General features: G+C 46.7%; 17 protein-coding genes. 13 read left to right on the top strand and 4 right to left on the bottom strand.

Annotation, left to right across the window (positions count from 1 at the left end; all coding sequences use genetic code 11):
* Window positions 1–60: 60 nt before the first annotated feature.
* Together LOR49_RS09340 and LOR49_RS09335 are read left to right on the top strand one after the other, a co-directional pair.
* On the top strand, window positions 61–567 hold the full coding sequence (locus tag LOR49_RS09340; protein WP_240376262.1) for a YwgA family protein: 507 nt from the start codon (window positions 61–63) through the stop codon (window positions 565–567).
* A 48-nt stretch (window positions 568–615) separates the two neighbouring features.
* Entirely contained in the window at window positions 616–1128 is a 513-nt protein-coding gene (locus LOR49_RS09335; protein ID WP_240376261.1) for a YwhD family protein, read from the top strand.
* 174 nt (window positions 1129–1302) lie between these two features.
* On the opposite strand, the gene LOR49_RS09330 is transcribed toward LOR49_RS09335, so the two are convergent.
* The 3 genes from LOR49_RS09330 to eutB form a co-directional block, all read right to left on the bottom strand.
* Window positions 1303–2334: an LLM class flavin-dependent oxidoreductase gene (locus LOR49_RS09330; RefSeq protein WP_240376259.1), complete on the bottom strand. Its 1032-nt coding sequence runs from the start codon at window positions 2332–2334 to the stop codon at window positions 1303–1305.
* Between the two features lie 133 nt (window positions 2335–2467).
* Entirely contained in the window at window positions 2468–4555 is a 2088-nt protein-coding gene (locus LOR49_RS09325; RefSeq protein ID WP_240376257.1) for a transglycosylase domain-containing protein, read from the bottom strand.
* 452 nt (window positions 4556–5007) lie between these two features.
* Window positions 5008–5979, bottom strand: a complete 972-nt coding sequence (gene eutB, locus LOR49_RS09320; protein WP_240376255.1) for a hydroxyectoine utilization dehydratase EutB — start codon at window positions 5977–5979, stop codon at window positions 5008–5010.
* A gap of 157 nt (window positions 5980–6136) precedes the next feature.
* Between eutB and LOR49_RS09315 the strand changes: the two genes are divergently transcribed.
* Window positions 6137–7312, top strand: a complete 1176-nt coding sequence (locus tag LOR49_RS09315) for a M24 family metallopeptidase (RefSeq protein ID WP_240376254.1) — start codon at window positions 6137–6139, stop codon at window positions 7310–7312.
* Between the two features lie 88 nt (window positions 7313–7400).
* Window positions 7401–8081, top strand: coding sequence for a TraR/DksA C4-type zinc finger protein (locus LOR49_RS09310; protein WP_240376253.1), 681 nt, complete (start codon window positions 7401–7403; stop codon window positions 8079–8081).
* 89 nt (window positions 8082–8170) lie between these two features.
* On the opposite strand, the gene LOR49_RS09305 is transcribed toward LOR49_RS09310, so the two are convergent.
* On the bottom strand, window positions 8171–8518 hold the full coding sequence (locus LOR49_RS09305; protein ID WP_240376252.1) for a YolD-like family protein: 348 nt from the start codon (window positions 8516–8518) through the stop codon (window positions 8171–8173).
* A 421-nt stretch (window positions 8519–8939) separates the two neighbouring features.
* On the opposite strand from LOR49_RS09305, the gene LOR49_RS09300 reads away from it, so the two are divergent.
* The 9 genes from LOR49_RS09300 to aroA all read left to right on the top strand — a co-directional run bounded on the left by LOR49_RS09300 (window position 8940) and on the right by aroA (window position 19384).
* Entirely contained in the window at window positions 8940–10103 is a 1164-nt protein-coding gene (locus LOR49_RS09300; protein WP_240376251.1) for an IS256 family transposase, read from the top strand.
* Window positions 10104–10466: 363 nt separating this feature from the next.
* Window positions 10467–11075, top strand: a complete 609-nt coding sequence (locus LOR49_RS09295; RefSeq protein WP_240376250.1) for an AAA family ATPase — start codon at window positions 10467–10469, stop codon at window positions 11073–11075.
* A 134-nt stretch (window positions 11076–11209) separates the two neighbouring features.
* The gene (locus tag LOR49_RS09290; protein ID WP_240376248.1) at window positions 11210–12346 is read left to right on the top strand and encodes a Fe(3+) ABC transporter substrate-binding protein; all 1137 of its coding nucleotides are present in this window, start codon (window positions 11210–11212) and stop codon (window positions 12344–12346) included.
* Between the two features lie 155 nt (window positions 12347–12501).
* Window positions 12502–14379 (top strand): YheC/YheD family endospore coat-associated protein, encoded by a 1878-nt coding sequence (locus LOR49_RS17635; protein WP_240376246.1) that lies wholly within the window; start codon window positions 12502–12504, stop codon window positions 14377–14379.
* Window positions 14380–14624: 245 nt separating this feature from the next.
* Window positions 14625–16265, top strand: a complete 1641-nt coding sequence (locus LOR49_RS09280; protein ID WP_240376244.1) for an ABC transporter permease — start codon at window positions 14625–14627, stop codon at window positions 16263–16265.
* Entirely contained in the window at window positions 16265–16984 is a 720-nt protein-coding gene (locus tag LOR49_RS09275) for an ABC transporter ATP-binding protein (protein ID WP_240376242.1), read from the top strand. Before LOR49_RS09280 ends, LOR49_RS09275 begins: the two co-directional genes overlap by 1 nt.
* Window positions 16985–17092: 108 nt before the next feature.
* Window positions 17093–17647: a DUF3231 family protein gene (locus LOR49_RS09270; protein ID WP_240376240.1), complete on the top strand. Its 555-nt coding sequence runs from the start codon at window positions 17093–17095 to the stop codon at window positions 17645–17647.
* A 126-nt stretch (window positions 17648–17773) separates the two neighbouring features.
* The gene (locus tag LOR49_RS09265) at window positions 17774–17947 is read left to right on the top strand and encodes a hypothetical protein (protein ID WP_240376239.1); all 174 of its coding nucleotides are present in this window, start codon (window positions 17774–17776) and stop codon (window positions 17945–17947) included.
* A gap of 90 nt (window positions 17948–18037) precedes the next feature.
* Entirely contained in the window at window positions 18038–19384 is a 1347-nt protein-coding gene (gene aroA / locus LOR49_RS09260) for a 3-phosphoshikimate 1-carboxyvinyltransferase (protein ID WP_240376237.1), read from the top strand.
* Window positions 19385–19387 lie beyond the last annotated feature (3 nt).

Below are 19387 nucleotides of genomic sequence, written 5' to 3'. Positions count from 1 at the left end.
TAGTTTACAACGGAGCAGACAGTACATTTTGTACAAGTGAGGAAGGAGGGCGAGAGATAGATGCTGCCGGAACATGCGAAGATTATCGCCCTGTTACATGAGGCCGGGGAAGTCATCGGCAGGAAGAAACTTCAGAAGATGGTGTTTATCGGAAAGAAAATGAAGCTGCCGCTGCAGGAGAAATACACCTTTCACATTTACGGGCCTTACTCGGAAGAACTGACACTGCGCGTCGAGGAGCTGTGCAGTCTCGGATTTGTAACAGAGGTGAAAGAAAAGAAAGCAGGCTACATGCAGTATCGCTACGCGGTTACAGCGGACGGCCAATCCTTCCTGAACACGTTTCCGATGACATGGCCCCAGGAAAAAGGAAAAGAAATCGTCCCCCTATTAAATGAACAAAGTTCTAAATTTCTGGAGCTTGTCTCCACGATGCTGTATTTTGAGGAGCTGCCCAGGCATGAAGTGAAAGAAAAAGTATTTACGCTGAAAAAAAGCCAGAATTATTCCGAGTCTGACATCCAAGAAGCGTGGGATTTTATTGAATCTTTGAAGTCTCTTCATTAAAAAAGTATGATAGAAGGAAAGACTCTTTTCGGAAAGGAGACAAGGAAGATGAAAAATAAAAGCGGCTTTAATATTTTAAGCGGTGATTCAACAGACGGTCACGGAGGTTACGGCGTAGGAGCGCTCAGTCTCGATAACGTCACCCCGATCATTATCGATCCGGAAGGGGATAGTGCCTTTATTGACATGGGGGCTCTCCATGCCCGCTCCGCAGTAGAAAAGCGGGTAAAGTTCCTGCCAACCAAAGAAGAGCTCCCTGAAAGCCGTCAGTATTGGATTGTATGGGTAACGGTCATGCAGAAAGAAGGTCAATCGTATTATGCCGGTGTCGGAGCGTGTGAGCTTCTCGTCGAGAGAGAAGAGAAAAGAATCCGCAAAGGGTTTAAAAGTATGCCAGAGCATGTTAATAACATGGATAAATCGCTGAAGGGCCGTATCGTCGTTGATCACATGGACGACTACTCCAAAAAAATACTCGGAGCCTTTTTGAAAGAGTTTAACGAAGAGATGTGGAATCACTCTAGTGAAGAGCTGCATCAAGCATTACAATCAGAAGAATAATATTAAAAAACTATGAACGATTTTTGAACATTGTTTGTACGTATTGTTCTTTTGGAAAAATATCAATAAACTAGATATACACACATGCACTACACATAACTAGGACAACCAAAACGTGCACGAGCGCCGATCCAGCCTCTTGCACGTTTTGGTTTTTTATAAATGCGAGTTAATTCAGGAAAGGTGAAAGGCTTCTGCCAGCAGGGAGTAGGAGTGGTGGCGCGCCTTCTGATCGGTGATCATATTCAAGATCATAATTTCATCCACCTGGGCATCAGTGGCAAGTTTTTCCAACTGTTCCTTCACGCTGTCTACACTGCCGATGACAAAACGCCCGCTTCCCTCTTGTCGTGCCGCTTCTTCTGCGTCGGTGTACGTGTGGGAGCTCGCCTCGTCTAAGGTAGGGGGCGCAAAGTGAAATTGTCCTGTTCCCCACCGGGCCCACTGTAATTCTGCCGGTCCTGCATAGTACGCTGCTTCTTCATCTGTATCAGCGCAAATGACAATAAGGGATAAAATACTATACGGTTTCTCAGAAAAGACAGATGGTTGGAAACGTTCACGATAACGGCGCAGCATGGGGACGGCCCATTGCGGGTTAATTTGGCCGGCAAAGGCAAACCCAAGACCGTATTGAGCAGCAATTTTCATACCTCCGTCACTAGAACCGAGCATAAACATGTCAGGCTGTAACGAGGGGTCAGGAGAGGGAGTAATTTTGGCAAATGGATGATCTTCTGGAAAGTCACGAGTGAAGTAGGCCATTAATTCATGGAGCTGCTCCATGACGTCGTTTGCTTGGAGAGCTTCCCGGGAGCGTCGTAAGGCCAGAGCAGTCAGTCCGTCTGTTCCGGGTGCTCGTCCCATACCAAGATCGATTCTTCCTGGATGCAATGCCTCTAAAAGAGAAAAATTTTCCACAACCTTCAGGGGGCTGTGGTTCGGCAGCATCACACCTCCTGAACCGATTCGTATGTTCTCTGTAAGGGCGGCAGCATGAGCACTGAGTAATTCGGGTGAGGTGCTGATCTGGTATTTCGTGTTATGGTGTTCGGCAAACCAGTAGCGTGTGTAGCCAAGCTGATCTGCTAATTGGACGAGTTCGGTAGAATCCTGGAGTGCTTCTGTGGCGGATTTTCTATCATAAATGGTCGCCAAGTCAAGGACGGATAGCTTTAAGCTGTCCTTTGTTGGTTGTTCCGTCATTGGGATGCCTCGCTTTCCTGTATGAGTATGCCTTCATTTAAACGCACCGTGAAATCTAAGTCAATGCAAAGGCACTCTGTGTCTAGACAAACAACGATCGCTAAAAAAACAGGGGTCCGAGAACCCCTGCAACTTATTCAAACCATCTTTTAAAACGATCCCAGAACTTTTCTTCCTTTGCTTCCAATTCTTCTTCCATCTTTTCTTTTTCCTCGTTATTGGTTTTCTTTTCCAATTCATCGGTACAGGAACGGCGTGGTTCTGTGCCTTTTTCAAATGCAATGGTACGGGAAGCACCGCATTCTTTTGAAGCAAGTAATCCGGTTTCTGGATCGATGTCAACCTCGACCACCCCGTTCGGTTTTAGAAAGGACAGTTTCAGGGAGTCCTCTAGGCCTTCACTCATAAATTGTGCCCAGATCCGCTTCGTGATTTGGCCTTCCTCTGCGTGATTCATCGGGCGGTTATCATCGTAGCCGGCCCATACGGCCGTGACGAGCTGCGGAGTGAACCCTGCCATCCAGCTGTCATAGTCGGTAGACCCGCTTTTTCCAGCAACCGGCCGATTAATCAGATGAGCAACTGAGCGGCCAGTCACGGATGTATAGCTTTCGAGTGACACGTCGAAAACACCTTTCATCATGTCGGTCAACACGTATGTTTTTTTCGGGTCAAATACTTCTTGTTTCTCTACCTCTGTTTCAACGAGGACATTGCCTTCTGCATCGGTTATTTTCTCAATAAACTGCGGTTCAACCTGGTAACCGCCGTTCGCAATAGCGCTGTAGCCGGTAGCCAGGTCAAGGATCCGCATACTCTGGGAACCGAGGGCAAGAGAAGGAATTGGCGAAAAGTCAGCCTCGATTCCTGCTTTTTTAGTCGTTTCCACGAGTGCTTCCGGTCCTAGATACAAGTGCGTTTTAACGGCAAATATATTGTCAGAAACAGCAAGGGCTTCTCCCATGCTGATAAAGTCATTCGCATAATATTCTCCGTAGTTGCCAGGTGAATAGGTCTCCCCGTTTTCCCCAAATTCAAACTCTGTCGGTTCACTGCGGAAAGCGGTAAGCGGTGTGAAGCCCTCTTCAAGTGCAGCGTAGTAAAGGAATGGTTTGAGTGCCGATCCAGGAGGACGGGCTGCGTGAACGGCTCGGTTAAACGTACTCTTTTCATACGATTTTCCGCCAACAAGCGCTCTTACGGCACCGCTGTCCGGATCCATCGCGACAAGCGCACTCTGCAGTTCAGAGTCTTTCGGTATTTCGAGTCGAACCCATTTCTCTGCTGTTTCCTGCAGGTCGGGGTCAAGGGTCGTATAAATGTGCAAGCCACCCTTTTCAACAATCTGAGGATCGAGGTCATACTTTTCTTCTAATAGCTTTTCCACATGGTCTTGAAAGTACGGACCGACACGCTCATCAGCAAGCTGGCCCGGCGCTTCCAGCCGAAGCGGTGCTTTTATTGCTTCGTTTCGTTCCTCTGCGGTAATAGCGCCTGTTTTTTCCATGGCCTGTAAAATGATTTCCTGTCTTTCCTTCGCCCGTTCCGGATAGGAGAAAGGTGAATAATAAGAAGGACCTTTCGGGACGCCGGCGAGCAGCGCAGCCTCTGCAAGCGTCAAGCGGCTCGCGGATTTGTCAAAATACAAACGAGACGCGGCTTCGATGCCGTACGCTCCGTGTCCGAAGTAAATGGTATTTAAGTAGCCTTCGAGAATCTTATCTTTGCTGTAATGAGACTCTAAGCGTAGCGCATAAAACGCTTCTTCTATTTTCCGGGCCCATGTTTTGTCATGGGATAAAAAGAGATTACGCGCATATTGCTGGGTGATCGTACTGGCCCCTTGCACTTTCGCACCTGCTTGCAGATTCGCGGCCACAGCAGAGCCGATTCGGGAAAAGTCAAAACCAAAATGCTCGTAAAATTCTCTGTCTTCAATCGCAATAATCGCATTTTTTATTTCTGGCGCCATGTCGTCGAGCTCGAGCCAATAACGCTGCTGCCCGTTGTGATGCTCTCCAATAATGGTGTCATCCTTGCCGTAAAAAACAGTAGATTGATCGACTTGGATAGGAGGTGGCTGAAGCAGCTTGGCACTGGCCATGACAGCAAGAGCGCTGCTCATTCCTAAGATACCAAAGAAGAGCATGAATCTCAGTAACAGCCGAAACCAGCCAATTCGCCGCGGCGCCTGGTTTCTTCGTCTAATGGCAGTGTCCATCTTTTTCCCTCCTCGCAAGCCCTGTCCCAACACGGCTGCCGTTTTGCGTTTGTTACCATTTTGGGTAACTTGAAAAGCTTTTAAACGGTAAGGAGGAAAAAAGAAGAAATATTGGTTTGATACGTTGATATGATGGCGGACCTTGATAAGAAGACCAAAGCGCCGGTTCGAACGGATGATGATTTCTCAGAGGAAATAGGAAAGGATCTTATTTAGAAAGGGTAGGAGGGGAGGAGCTTACTGGGCAAAAGAGGTTCCAATATCTTGGGATTTCTTTTTTTAACACTCTCATGACCAAAAGGGACGGCACATAAGGAAGCAAGACTTCCAAGTGCCTCACCAACTGCTGCCATGACATTGACTGCATGCTTGACAGGATAGGATCTTGCACCCCTTGCAAGATCCCTAAATGGACCTAACTCTTGGTATGGAGCAAACATCGTGTTGGTCAGTTAGAGAGACACGTACGGCTGGACAGCTTCTAAGTGAGAGCGGGGATCGATGCTGTTGCCGGTGATGACGAGGACAGTGGGTCCTTCTGGGCGGACAAGACCGTCCAAGAGAGCACCTGCTCCGACTGCTGCAGCTCCTTCCACGACAAGGCGGTGTTTGTCGTACAGAAACGCCATTCCCTTTGCAATGGTTGTGTCAGAAAGGCGCAGTCGCTTATCTACATAGCGGGTAACCATCGGCATCGTGTAGCGGTTGTGGAGGCCGATACCCCCGAGGAGGCTGTCTGCGTAAGTCGGGTGTTCTGGCACGTTCACCGGTTTACCAGCCTGAATGCTTTCATCCATTGCAGCTCCTTTTTCGACACAGAGGCCGGTTACACGGATAGCAGGATCGGTCTCTTTTAAGGCAAGACCGATGCCGGAGAGGAGACCGCCGCCAGAAAGGCCGCCTAGTACGTGTTTGACTTCCGGCAGGTCTTCAAGGATTTCAAGCCCGATCGTTCCTTGTCCGGCGATAATATGCGGGTGGTCAAATGGGGGGATCAGAACGCATCCCTTTTCTTTCTGAAGGCGGAAACACACTTCAGCTGCCGCGTCTTGGGATTCGCCCTCGATATGAAGATCGGCCCCGCTTTTTTTTAACGCTTCTATTTTCGCTTCTGGTACGCGTTCGGATACACATACGACAGCACGGATGCCGAGATTTGCCGCGGCATGCGCCACCGCAAACCCGTGATTCCCCGTAGAGAAAGTAGCCACTCCCTTTTTCTTTTCTGTTTCTGTCAGGGAGGAAATCATATTGGTTGCTCCGCGCAGTTTAAAGGATCCGGTCGGCTGCAAGTGTTCCAATTTTAAATAAACCGGAACCCCGGTGAAGCTCGAAAGGGAAGCGGAATGAAGCAGTGGGGTACGAGGGAGTACGCGGTGTATTCTTTTTCTCGCCATCCATACGTCTTTTACCGTCAATTTCATCGCTCCATCTCCTCCTTTGTATTTCTGACTCCTTTTTATGAGTATCACAATCATACATTCAGAATAAATTGAATAGTAAGCAATTGTCTACCGAAATACAAGGGTCTAAAAGAAATATATGAGAGGCGCGGCATGGAAAGAAGGGGGGAATGGGAGAATGGAAATGGTTCGGAGATTTTCCGAAGAGGAATATGCGGTGCGGTTGCAGAAGGTAAAAGAAAAGATGACTCAACAAGGGCTGGATGCGCTTTTTTTAAGTGACCCAGCTAATATGAACTACCTGACGGGTTATGATGGTTGGTCTTTCTACGTTCCGCAAATGGTGATCGTTTTTTTAGATGAAGAAGAGCCGTATTGGTTCGGGAGAGAACAAGATGTAAATGGAGCACGGGCAACGGCTTGGCTGTCACCGGACCGACTGCTTTTTTATGGGGATGACTACGTGCATTCCCGTTGGAAGCATCCGATGGAGGTATTGGCCGCTTGGATTCACAAGCATAAGAAAAATGTAAAGCGGGCCGGTGTCGAAATGGAGGCGTATTATTTTTCCCCGCGTGCCTTAGAGCGCCTTGAATCAGGCTGTCCGCGTGTGACTTTCCATGATGCGCATCTGCTTGTTAACGAAGTCCGGATGATAAAGTCCGATCAGGAAATACTATATATGAAAAAAGCAGGGAAGATCGCGGAAGCTGCGATGAAAGCAGGAATCGAAGCGGCCTATGAAGGATCACGCGTATGTGACGTTGCCGCCGCCGTTTCCTATGCTCAAAAGAGCGGTACGGCTGCCTTTGGCGGAGATTATCCGGCTATTGTACCTTTAATACCTGCAGGGTCGCTGACGTACGCCCCTCACGTCACTTGGACTGATAATCAGCTTAAAAAAGGTGATCCGCTTATTATCGAGTTGGCCGGTTGTTTTAAACGTTATCATGCCCCGCTCGCCCGCACCGTAACCATCGGTACACCGAGCCCTGCCGTACAACGTGTGGCACATGCAGTAGTGGAAGGCATTGAAGCTGTACTGGACTGCGTGAAACCTGGTTTAACGTGTGAAGAGGTCGAGGCGGTATGGCAGCGTGTGATTTCTCGTTATGGCTTTAAAAAAGAATCCCGCATCGGTTACTCGATTGGGTTAAACTATCCGCCTGATTGGGGAGAACACACGGCGTCACTGCGTCCTGGTGATAAAACGGTCCTCCGTCCAAACATGGCGTTTCACTTAATCCCAGGTATTTGGCTCGAGGAAATGGGCGTTGAAATCAGTGAAAGCTTTATCGTTACTGACAAAGGCTGCGAAACGCTGAGTCATTTCCCGCGATTCCCAGTCACGTGAATTTTCACATCGTTGTTACCAAAAAATGCAGAGAAAACAGCCTCCTCTTTTCGCACATACTACGCCTAAGAGAGGAGGAGAATAGATAGTGAAGACGGACGACTTTTACCAGAATGCGAAGGAAAAATTGGAGGCACGCTTGCAAGAACTGGAGCGGCACACCGAGGATCGCTTAGGGCTTGACATGGAGTTTGCCCAAGAAGCGATCGGGGAATTGTCCAATTACGATAACCATCCTGCCGATCACGGTACGGCGTTATATGAAAGAGAAAAAGATTTAGCACTCGAACAACATGCGGATCGAGAAGAACAGCGCATTCATAAAGCGCTTGAGGCGATTGCCGAGGGCACTTACGGGAAGTGTGAAAAATGCGGGAAAGACATCCCGCTTGCGCGCCTGGAGACCGAACCTGCAGCCCTTCAGTGTGTAGACCATGCGTATCAAGACAACGATCCGGATGACCGCCCGGCAGAAGAAAGACGGCTGATCCCGGGAAAAGGCGGCTTTACCGATGTGACGGAAGATGGCGTGGTAAACGATCGTTTTGATGCCGAAGAAACGTGGGAGCAGGCAGCAGCGTACGGGACTTCCGATACGCCTTCTGACACGTACAACCCGGCTGAGGTTTACGAAGGTATGTTTGGAGATGGAGAAAGCGGCAGTGGCATGGAGGAACGGTTCGAGGGGTATACGTTGCTAAACAGTGAGGGAGAACCGATTAATTTCGACGAAGATGTAGATTACTCCGAGTACTTTTTACGAAGATAGATCGGGGAAAAATCATTCCGTAACCGTTCCCATTGAAAGGACGGTTACGGAAAATGGTATAATGGGAAAAAGGAGTAGACGTCGCCCTTTCATGCCAAGGTCGTGATGTTCACCAGGTCCGCAAAATGCAAGTACACGACACCATCCTCCGTCAGCAAATGAAACTGTTTTTGGTCATGGTTAATGTAGTGGCAGGTCCCTACGGTGTGAAAGAAAAAGCCATCACGCCAATACGTAAAGCAGAGGGCAGCATCCTGACGCATCGCATCACCGAGCAGCCATTCCAGTTCTTCCCAACGTTGGGGATCGAGTTCTGGTTTTTTTTGTTTGGTCTGTTCGTGCTGGTGGTGAAGCCATTGCTCTCGGTGCTCGGGTAAAATCATCCGCATCGATTCCCAGCGCATATTCGATTCCGGCGTTAACTTGTTACCTTTCACAGTTACATCATTCCTTTTTTATTTTTCTGTAGAAAAGTAGAGCTCTCTTTGTTTTATTATACACGAACACACGTTCACATAAACAAGTGATTTTTTCCAATACTCATCGAGTGAACAACAAAACAGCGCTTCGGCGCGCGTCGTAGGGAGCGAATAGAGCTGCGAAAAAGCATGGTGGAAGAAAAAACGACGTTATCGGGGTCGTATGAGGCCTTGAAAAAGTGTTGGCAGCAAAATAGTGACGACATCGGTTCTGTATGAGGCCGCGAAAAAGCGTTAGCAGCAAAATAGTGTCGTCATAAGGGTCGTATGAAGTCTCGAAAAGATTATGTCCATATAATTGTGTAAAAAGAAAATGAGTCAAATCAATTCCTCGTGGTTACAATGTTATCAGCTACGAAAACAAAGAGGAGGAATTAAATTGACTCAATTACAGTTTAACCTGAACATGGACCATTTAAAAGCATCTCTTATGACATCGGACCTGGACGACGTTGTAAAAGCATCGATTATGTTGGTATTAAATGAATTTATGGAAAAAGAACGGGATGAACATTTACGGACAGCAGCCTACGAAAGGTCACCGGACCGTCGAGATTACCGGAATGGTTACTATGAACGGGATCTTCTTATGAGTATCGGAAAAATCACATTGCGGGTGCCGCGTACCCGTAACGGTGATTTTTCTACGACTGTTTTTGATAGGTATGCCCGCTGTGATCAGGCATTTGTTCTGTCTATGCTTGAAATGGTAGTCAACGGGGTGTCCACCCGAAAAGTGAAAAATATTGTTAAGGAACTTTGCGGGGAAAAGGTGTCAAAATCCTTTGTTTCCTCCCTGACAGAAAAGCTAGATCCGGTTGTCAATCGCTGGGCCGACAGGCCACTGAATACGATGTATTTTCCTTATGTTTTTGTGGATGCCATGTATATAAAAGTTCGCGAGTATCAACGCGTGGTATCCAAAGCGGTCTATATTGCGACAGCGATTAATGAGAATAACGAACGGGAAATTTTGGGGTTGAAGGTAGACCACTCAGAAAGTCGCGAGGCTTGGAAAAGATTTTTTCAGCACTTACATTCGCGAGGACTTCAAGCGCCAAAGTTGGTCATATCGGATGCACACAAGGGTTTAAAGAAAGCGATAGCGGAAGAGTTTGTGGGCACCTCCTGGCAACGATGTATTGTCCATTTCAAACGAAACATCTTCGATAGCTTGCCAAAGAAAGATACGGAGGAAGTGAAGATGGGCATAAAAAGGATTTTTGAAGTGGTTAAGCCTAAGGATGCCAGGAAATTAAAAGCGGATTTCCTTCAGGAGTTTGGTTCCAATCCCAAGCTAGAAAAGGCTATCAATATTTTAGAAGAAGGCTTCGAAGATGTGATTCAGTATTTAATTGAGGAGGAAAGTTATCATAAATACATCCGAAGTACAAATTCGCTTGAAAGACTAAACCAAGAAGTCAGACGCAGAGAAAAGGTCATCAGAATTTTTCCAAATACCCAGTCAGCATTCAGGCTTATTGGAGCCGTTTTGATGGAGTACGCAGATGAACAAGCTGGTAAAAAATTAGTGACAGCATGAACCAAGCGCGAAGCGCGCGAAATTTTGATTATGGAAGGGGGTACCCCCTTCCATAATCAAAATCCGCTATAAGCTGATAAAAAGTGCGAATACGAGGAAATGAATTTACACAAAACTGTGGACTTGACTTCTCGAAAAAGGGTTATCAGCGAAATAACGCCGTCATAAGGGTTGTATGAAGCAGTGAAAAAGCATCGGCATCGAAATAGCGACGTCATCGGGGGCGTATAAAGCTTCGAAAAAGCATTGACATCGAAATAACGCCGTCATAGGAGCCGTATGGCGCCCCGAAAACACGTCGGCAACAAGTTAACGAGGTCATAGTAAACGTAACAAAAATGGGAAAAGAGGGGGGATGGATAAGTGTCCATTATATGTATCGAGGGGCCGCCGGCTGTAGGAAAAACAACCGTTGCCTATGAATTAGCGGATCGGTATGGGTTTTACGTCGTGCCTGCTGCAGAGACGTACTGGAGTGGTAAGGAAAAGGACAGAAGCTGGCTTGGGCAATATGAACTGCAAGTAGAGCGCTGGGAGCTGGCACTTCGAAAAACAGCAGAATATGCGGCAGTTATTCTTGATGGTGATATTTTTCATCCCCTTTTGGCCTGCGCGCTGCAAGACTGTTCGTTCCAACAAACGATCTACAGGGCTTACCAGCAAGCTTTCACAGAAAAACGTATTGGGTTGCCGGATGGTTATTATTACCTTTATGCCGGGACGTCTACCTTGCGAAAGCGGCTCATCAAAGATGTAGCCAGGAGAAGCATTATTCATCAGGAAGCTTTCTATGACAGGCACCGGAATTATTATCGCCATATACCTGGACGAACGTGGGCGATCCACGCCGCTGCTAGTGAAAGGCAAGTCGCACAACAGGTCATAAAGCAATTGCCGGAACAGAAAGAGGATTATTACAAACTTTCAACGTTCCGCTACATACAAAAACAGCTACAGCAACCTAACCGTTAGCTTCTAAAAAAAACATGCTAAAGAAATTTTTTTTTAAAAAGGTTATTGACTTGAGAAAGATTTTCAGTAAAATGTGTTATTAGATAATGATATTCATTTTCATTTAACTACATAGTGACGGAGGGAAAAAACATATGAAGAAGTCATTCTGGTTTTTACTAGTAATGGCGGCAGCTGCTTTATTTGTGCTGGCTGCTTGCGGTGGTGGCGCTGAGAACAACGATTCCGGCGGCACAGAAGAAGGTACAGAAAACACAGAAGAAAATACGGAGACAGAAGCAGGGACAGAGGATGAGACAGCGGCTGAAAACAGTGGGGACGAGGTAGTCAATCTGTATACAAGCCGACACTATGATACCGATGAAGATTTATATGAGAAATTTACAGAAGAAACCGGTATTGAGGTAAACGTCATCTCCGGTAAGGCAGATGAGCTGATCGAACGTTTGGAACGAGAAGGGGAAAACACGGAAGGTGATGTGTTTATTACCGCTGACGCCGGCCGTTTGCACCGGGCCAAAGAAGCTGGTATTTTGCAGGCCGTTGAGTCAGATGTGCTAAGCGAAAATGTACCGGAGAACTATCGTGATGAAGACAACCAATGGTTTGGCCTTACAAAACGGGCACGTATTATTGCGTATGATCCGGAGCGCGTCAACGAAGAAGAGTTGTCCACGTACGAAGCACTTGCAGATGACGAGTGGGAAGGCCGTGTACTGATCCGCTCCTCAGATAATATTTACAACCAATCGCTTGTTGCCTCTTTAATCGCAATTAATGGCACAGAGGAAACGAAAGTATGGGCGGAAGGTATTGTGAACAACATGGCACGCGATCCACAGGGCGGTGACCGTGATCAAGCTAAAGGGGTCGCTGCAGGTGAAGGCGATGTCGCTGTCATGAACTCTTACTACTATGGACATATGCTGAACTCAGCAGAGGACGAGGAAGTAAAAGTAGCGGAAGGACTGGAAATTTTCTTCCCGAACCAGGAAACAACAGGAACACACGTGAACGTCAGTGGCGCTGGAGTCATTAACAACAGCCCGAACAAAGAAGCAGCTGTTCAATTTATCGAATTCCTTTCAAGCCCGGAGGCACAAGGAGAATTCTCCGAAGCTAACTATGAATTCCCTGTTAATCCGGAAGTGGAGCCATCTGAACTGTTGCAGTCTTGGGGAGACTTCAAAGAACAAGACATTAATTTAACCCAGCTTGGAGAAAACAACAAAGAGGCATTAATGCTCATGAACGAAGTAGGCTGGAAATAATAATAACAGCAAGTGCAAGGGTGCGTACGTATACGGTACGTGCCCTTTTTTTGTTGCGGCTTTATCTTTTATGGACGTACAAACATGCGGAACAGCACCCAACGCCGTATATTAATTGGAAATAATACTGTGTAAAGATTGGGTGTGAAGAAAACGTGAAAATCACGGTCCATAAGAAAAAAGACAGCGATAAACCAACCCTTTATCTGCCGAGGCATACGTTTCTTACTCTGAAATTAAAAAGATCTACTTCTTATTACCTTCATGTGGGACAAAGACACAGCAAGGTTTCTGTAAAAGAACAACCAAAAGCAGAGAACCAACTATCTGTATCTGAGTTTTTGTTTGAAGAAATGATGCTTAGGGAGAAAAGAAAGTACCATATTTGGGTACAAAAGAATCATATTCACATCGGACCTGTCATCGGTGTGTTTGTGAATAATCAGTTCATCTCCCAAATCAAAAACGGCCGTCCTCCACTAAGAGTAGTAAAGCAAGCAGAGTCCAACAGAGTGGCACACACTTATTTGTTTTACTTTTCTATTGACGACATCGATTGGGTGAACGAGAAGATAAGGGCACAAGTTTATGTAAATGAAAAGGATCAATGGCTAGAAGAATGGGCTCCATTTCCAACCGTTATTTACGACCGGGGCGTGCGATTTAAAAAGAGAGAGAAGAAACGAGTAAAGAATATACGTCGAACCTTTCGAAACCATTACGGGATCCCGCGCATTAATACGGTGGATACACTGGACAAATGGAAGGTATATGAGAGACTGTCTGCGTATCCTGAATTACAAGGATATATTCCTGAAACTGTCCCCTATAAAGGCATGCGTGATATTAAAGAGATGCTGGACCGCTACGGTTTCGTATACTTTCGTATAGAATTACTTGCCAAAGCAGGTATTACATTACAAGTTCCTTTGTACTTTTTTTCAGTACATGATGTGTATGAGAAAAGTTCCGTCGTCATGGGAACTTGCTACCATCCGGAAAGTGTAACGTGGGAAAAAAAGCGATTTCCTTTCCCGGATATTCTGTATGATCGCGGAGGAGGCTTTTCGCCGGCACAGCGAATACGGGCAAAGGAGATCAGAAAACAGTTTGCTTCACGTCGTATACCAACCTTGAATGCTATCCATTATTTTAATAAATGGAGAGTTTACCAAGCTTTAAACAAGGTCACGGAGCTGCAGGCTCATCTTCCCGAGACCGTGCGCTGTGCAAGTGTGCACGATTTAGAAAGTTTCATGCAAAAGCGAGAGGAAGCGTATATAAAGGGATTGTTAGGCAATGGTGGGAAACAAGTCATTTTTCTCAAAAAAAAGAGAGACAGCAGTTACGAACTGCGTTTTTTTGTGAAGGAATTAGTTCGTAAAACGGTTCCGAGCTTGGAGGAAGTATATCATTTCCTATTTCAGTATTTCGACGAACAACCATTCATCGTGCAACAAGTAATTCCGTTAATAAAAATCGATGATAGGTTGGTGGATTTTCGTGCAGAAGTCCAGCGTAACGGTAAGGGAGACTTGGAAGTTGTTGCGTTTCCTGCTCGCATCGGAGCCAAGCAATCCCCGATCACGACCCATTCCCAAGCGTACTCATTTGAAACGTTTTTCCGAACTTTTTTTAATGAACAAGAAGAAGAGATTGTTCAAAAGAAAGCTGACGTGGAAGACTTTTTGAGACGCATTTACACCAATGTCGAGGCTCATTTTGGAACGTTTGCAGAGATAGGGATTGACTTTGGGATGGATGATAAAGGACATCTTTGGTTCATTGAGTGTAATGCTAAGTCAGCAAAAGTGTCCTTAAACATGGCGTGTGCAGATGAAATAGTAGAGAGGTCCTTTCTTAACCCAGTTAGGTATGCCATATATATGTATACGAACACAATGACTTTCCCACTGATAGAAGGAGCAGAAGAAGGGAAAGGGGAGGATGACTTACTGGGATTGTATAGGGATGAGTCCTGGTCCGTACCAGCAGAGGATGAAGAGGAAGAGGGTGAGGATGTGAACGTATAAAGTGACTGCCGCTGCATGCCATATATCACACATGAAAGATCACACATGAAAGACCAGCCGGTTTCTGTTAGAGAAGACGGCTGTTTTTTTGTGTTTCATTTGTTCTGTTTTCAGTAGATTTTGTATTAGCGTTTAAAATTTTTCGTGACAAATTCACTATATTCTGGCATACTAATTGAAGATGATAAACATTCTCATTAACAATCAATGACAGGAATAATAATAGAGATAAAGGGTAGGACATCATGAAGATAAAAGGAAGAGTCCCAACAACTGTATCGGGCTGGGGAGCCCTTGCACTGTTTTCTGTGTTGCTGCTTGTACTGCCTTCAAGCTTTTTAGTTATACGTATTTTTCAACCGGCCAGTGAGAACTGGGAGCACATTAGAGAATATATGCTGCAAAATTATATGATGGATACGCTCTTGCTTGCTTTTTGGACAGGATTGTTTTCTGTTGCGATTGGGACAGCGCTTGCCTGGATCGTATCAGCCTATGATTTTCCGTTTCGCGGTACCTTAAAGTGGGCGCTTCTTATGCCACTGGCGATACCGCCGTATATCGGGGCGTATACGTATCACGGTATGCTGAACTATACCGGAGTTATTCAGGTGACGTTACGAGATCATTTTGACACAGAAGTATCGCAGCGCTATTTTGACATTATGAATATGCCCGGCGCGGTGTTTATTTTTACAATTTTTCTGTACCCCTATATCTATGCTATCACACGGGCCTTCTTCGCCCGCCAGGCAACATCGCTCGTTGAAAATGCCCGTGTGCTTGGAAGCGGCCCTGTGCGAACTTTTCTTTACGTCGTCGTACCAGTGGCAAGAGGGGCGATTGTAGCCGGAGTGACGCTTGTTGTGTTAGAGGTGCTGAATGATTACGGTGTCGTCAGCTATTTCGGCATTCAGACGTTCAGCACGGCCATTTTTCAGACATGGTTTGCGTTCGGGGATTTGGATGCGGCCATTAAGCTTGCCGGTATTCTAATGGGGATCGTGCTTGTCCTGCTGCTGCTCGAGAAGTTTCTGCGCGGCAGACGTCAATTCAGTTACAGTAATACGAAAGTGTCCCCTTTAAAGCCGCAGTCATTAAAAGGCTGGCAGAAATGGTTGACTGTTGCGTTTACCGGTTCCATCTTTTGTCTCGGCTTTGTCATCCCGGTTGCCCAGTTGACCTATTGGTCGGTGCTTACTTACGAAGATATCTTCTCGGAAACCTTTTTAACATTGATTCGTAATTCAGCATTGGCAGCAGGGACAGCCGCTCTCGGCGTTGTGGTGATTGCGGTGGTGATCGCGAACTTCACCCGGATGGCAAAGGGAGTCGTTCCGGCCGTTACGTCCCGCTTGACAGTGCTCGGATACTCGATTCCCGGCGCGGTCATTGCGGTAGGAGTGATCAGCTTCTTTATTTATCTGGATGAAAAGCTGGCTGCGTTATATGACCTGACGGGTGCTTCCTCTGCCCTTGTTTTGAGCACAAGTCTGATCATGCTGTTGTTCGCTTATATCATCCGTTTTATGGCAGTCGGCTACAATTCCATTGAAGCAGGCTTTGATAAAATCGGCATGAAGTTCACCGAAGCGTCCCGCACTCTTGGGATGGGCTGGACGGAGACATTTCTGCGCGTCGATCTGAAAATGATACGACCTGCGGTTTTCAGCGGCTTTATTCTCGTGTTTGTCGACATCTTAAAAGAGCTTCCACTGACACTGATATTACGGCCATTTAATTTTGAGACACTCGCTTCGATGGCTTACCGATATGCAAGTGATGAACGAATTCAAGAAGCAGCTCTTTCCTCGATGTTTATTGTTCTGGTGAGCGGAATCGCGATGTTCATCTTCCACATACTAATTGAAAAGGAGCCAAACTGATGCACGTACAAATATCTGATCTCTGTTTTGATTACTCCTCATCGAAAACACCGACCGTTTCAGACTTCTCCCTTCATATGCAGGAAGGGGAGATTGTTTCCATTTTAGGAGAGAGTGGGAGTGGCAAAAGCACGATACTCCGTCTTATCGCAGGATTAGAAACACCGAAGAAAGGCTGTATTCAAGTGGGAGATCGCGCATTTTGTCAAGGAGACGGCGTGTACCTGCCCGTAGAAAAGCGCGGTCTTGGCATGGTATTCCAAGACTATGCGCTCTTTCCGCATATGACAGTGGAGGCGAATATCATGTTCGGCCTAAAGCGTTGGAAACGGGCCGAACGTAAGCAACGCGCAGCTGAAATGCTCGAACTGATTCATATGGAGGACTTTCGAAAACGATATCCCTATGAACTCAGCGGTGGACAGCAGCAACGCGTTGCTTTAGCCCGCGCCCTGGCACCTAAGCCTTCGCTTTTGTTATTAGATGAGCCATTCAGTAATCTGGATGCTCATTTGCAGCAGCGTATTCGCGATGAACTGCGTAACACAATCAAACATACAGGAACAACCACGATTTTCGTGACCCATGATGAAGAAGACGCTCGTGTACTGGCGGACCGGGTCGTGATGGTAGAAAAAGGTGCCGTCAAGCAAGTCGGCCGGCCATGCGACATACTGAAAGAGACGTTTCGAGGCCAGACTGCTCATGTAGAAGCGTAAGAGAATAACGTTTAAGAGGCAGCCGTTATAAGGAAAACGGCTGTTTTTTTGTTTTGTACATTTTTTTTCGCTGAGGAGAAAAAATAGTAAGGGAAGGAGGTGTCCACCGTGCCCAATCCATTGGAAGCCGTTTGGAACGTATTCAAAACACAAATTGATAATACAGATGAACCGAAGGCCCCTCTGCATGTCATTGAGGTCGGCGACTTATGGAAATATGTGACATCCGTTGAAGAATTCATCCGGTACGAGGAAGTAGGCTTAAATACGACCACCGATGATGAAGTAACGGAGATGCTGAACGATATTGTAAAAACGTGTGAGTCCCAAGTAAAGCGAGTGAGCCAATTCATGAGAGAGGAGGGGATTCCTCTCCCGGACGTTACCTCAGCCAAACCAAAATCCAGTCCGAACGATATTCCCTTAGGTGTTAAATTAACTGATAATGAAATCACAAACGGCGTTGCGTTTAAGTTAATTACGTGTCTGAAATTGTGTGCCAAATCCCAAGGAGACGCGATCCGCAACGATATTAGTATCATGTGGCTACAGTTTTATGCGGAATGGGTGACGATCGGCGCTACCTTAAAAACCCTCATGCGAAAGCGCGGCTGGCTGAAAGTACCGCCGTACTATTACCCGCCCGGCTTACCCTCAGAATAACAAGAAGAACCAACCCCGCAGCACGCTGGTGTTGGTTTTTCTGCTTTTTACAGGAGTTGAAGTGTTCATGGAAATACGCGGTTGGGATAGCAGCTGTTATAATGAGAGGAAGGAGGTACCATTACCATGAAAAAGAAGCTGACTGTTTTTTTCTCCTTCCTGCTTGTCCTGTCTCTTGCAGCTGGATTGGCGATGAGGAGTATGAATGAACGAGCAATGGGCATCGGCACCATGGGGGCTATTATTTTTCTCCTTGTTATTATCTTGCTGAACAAGAAAAGCGGAAAAGGAAAGAAATAGCTGAAACGGGAGGATGTCAGTGTCTGCTTGCTTATTCCTGAGCGAGATGATGTAATGTTAGTAGAAACGACGAGGAAAGGGCGATGGCATGTGAGTAAACCTGATTTAAAAGCACGCTCTCCGTGGGCGGCGTTGACAGACGTGAAACAAGTGGAGATGACTCCGGTAGAGGCAAAAACCATACATACGGAAATGACGATTCCAGGCAGTAAAAGTGTGACGAACCGGGCATTGATTATGGCTGCCCTGGCTGAAGGCACATCCGAGCTGACGGGCATTTTAAAAAGTGATGATTCCTACTGGTGCTTGGAAGCACTCCGCAATCTCGGCATTACCGTGGAAGTCATGGGAGACACCGTTCGAATAGAGGGATGTAACGGGGACTGGCCGGTGAAAGATGCCCATCTGTATATCGGAGCAGCAGGCACAATTGCCCGCTTTCTCCCTGGAGCGCTAGCGGCTTCGGAGGAAGGGAATTTTCATGTGGAAGCAAGCAAGCGGATGAGTGAGCGCCCCGTACAACCTCTCATGGAAGCACTAGAGACACTTGGCGCCGAGGTTGAATACATCGAAAAAGAAGGATTCTATCCACTCCGCGTCAAAGCGCACGGCCTCACAGGCGGGGAGGTTCAAATTTCGGGTAAAGTATCGAGCCAATTTACGAGTGGTCTTTTATTAGCCGGGCCGTACGCGAAAAAAGCGGTAAAAGTGACGATCCCCGACCATATCGTACAACATGCGTACGTTAAAATTACGTTGGATCTCATGAAACAATTCGGTGTAGAAGCCACCTATAAAGACGATCTCAGTGAGATGGTTGTTCCTGTTTCCGGCTACACAGGGCGCGACATGGCACTCGAGGCCGACGCGTCTACGGCGAGTTATTTTATGGCGCTTGCAGCAGTAACGAATGGACGTGTCCGGATTAATAACTTAACGATGCAGACGAATCAGCCGGATATTTATATGACAGACATCTACGAGCGGATGGGCTGCCGGGTTATAAAAGGAGACGGCTTTATCGAAGTAGAAGGACCGGAACAGCTTCGCGGGGCTTTTGATATCAGCATGAAGGAAATGTCTGACCAAACGTTGACGCTTGCGGCAATTGCACCATTTGCCGATGGCCCGATCACTTTGAGAGAAGTCGAACATATCCGCCATCATGAATCAGACCGGATTACGGCCGTTTGTACAGAACTAAAGAAATTAGGAATAGAAGTAGAGGAGTTCCAGGACGGATTAAAGGTGTATCCGGGAGTGCCACAGGGCGGTGTCCTTCACTCCTATGACGATCACCGGGTAGCGATGGCGCTTTCGCTTATTGGAACGAAGGTGCCGGGAATCGTCATTGAAGACCCAGGCTGCGTGTCCAAAACATGTCCGACTTATTTTGAACTCTTAGAAAAAGCAGGTGTGCCAGTCACTTACAGCTAGGAT

It is taken from the genome of Bacillus piscicola (genome assembly GCF_022458745.1).
Classification (GTDB): Bacteria; Bacillota; Bacilli; order Bacillales; family Marinococcaceae; genus Alteribacillus_A; species Alteribacillus_A piscicola.
The sequence above is the reverse complement of the archived record's forward strand: the minus strand, read 5'-3'. Positions and strand labels throughout refer to the sequence as shown.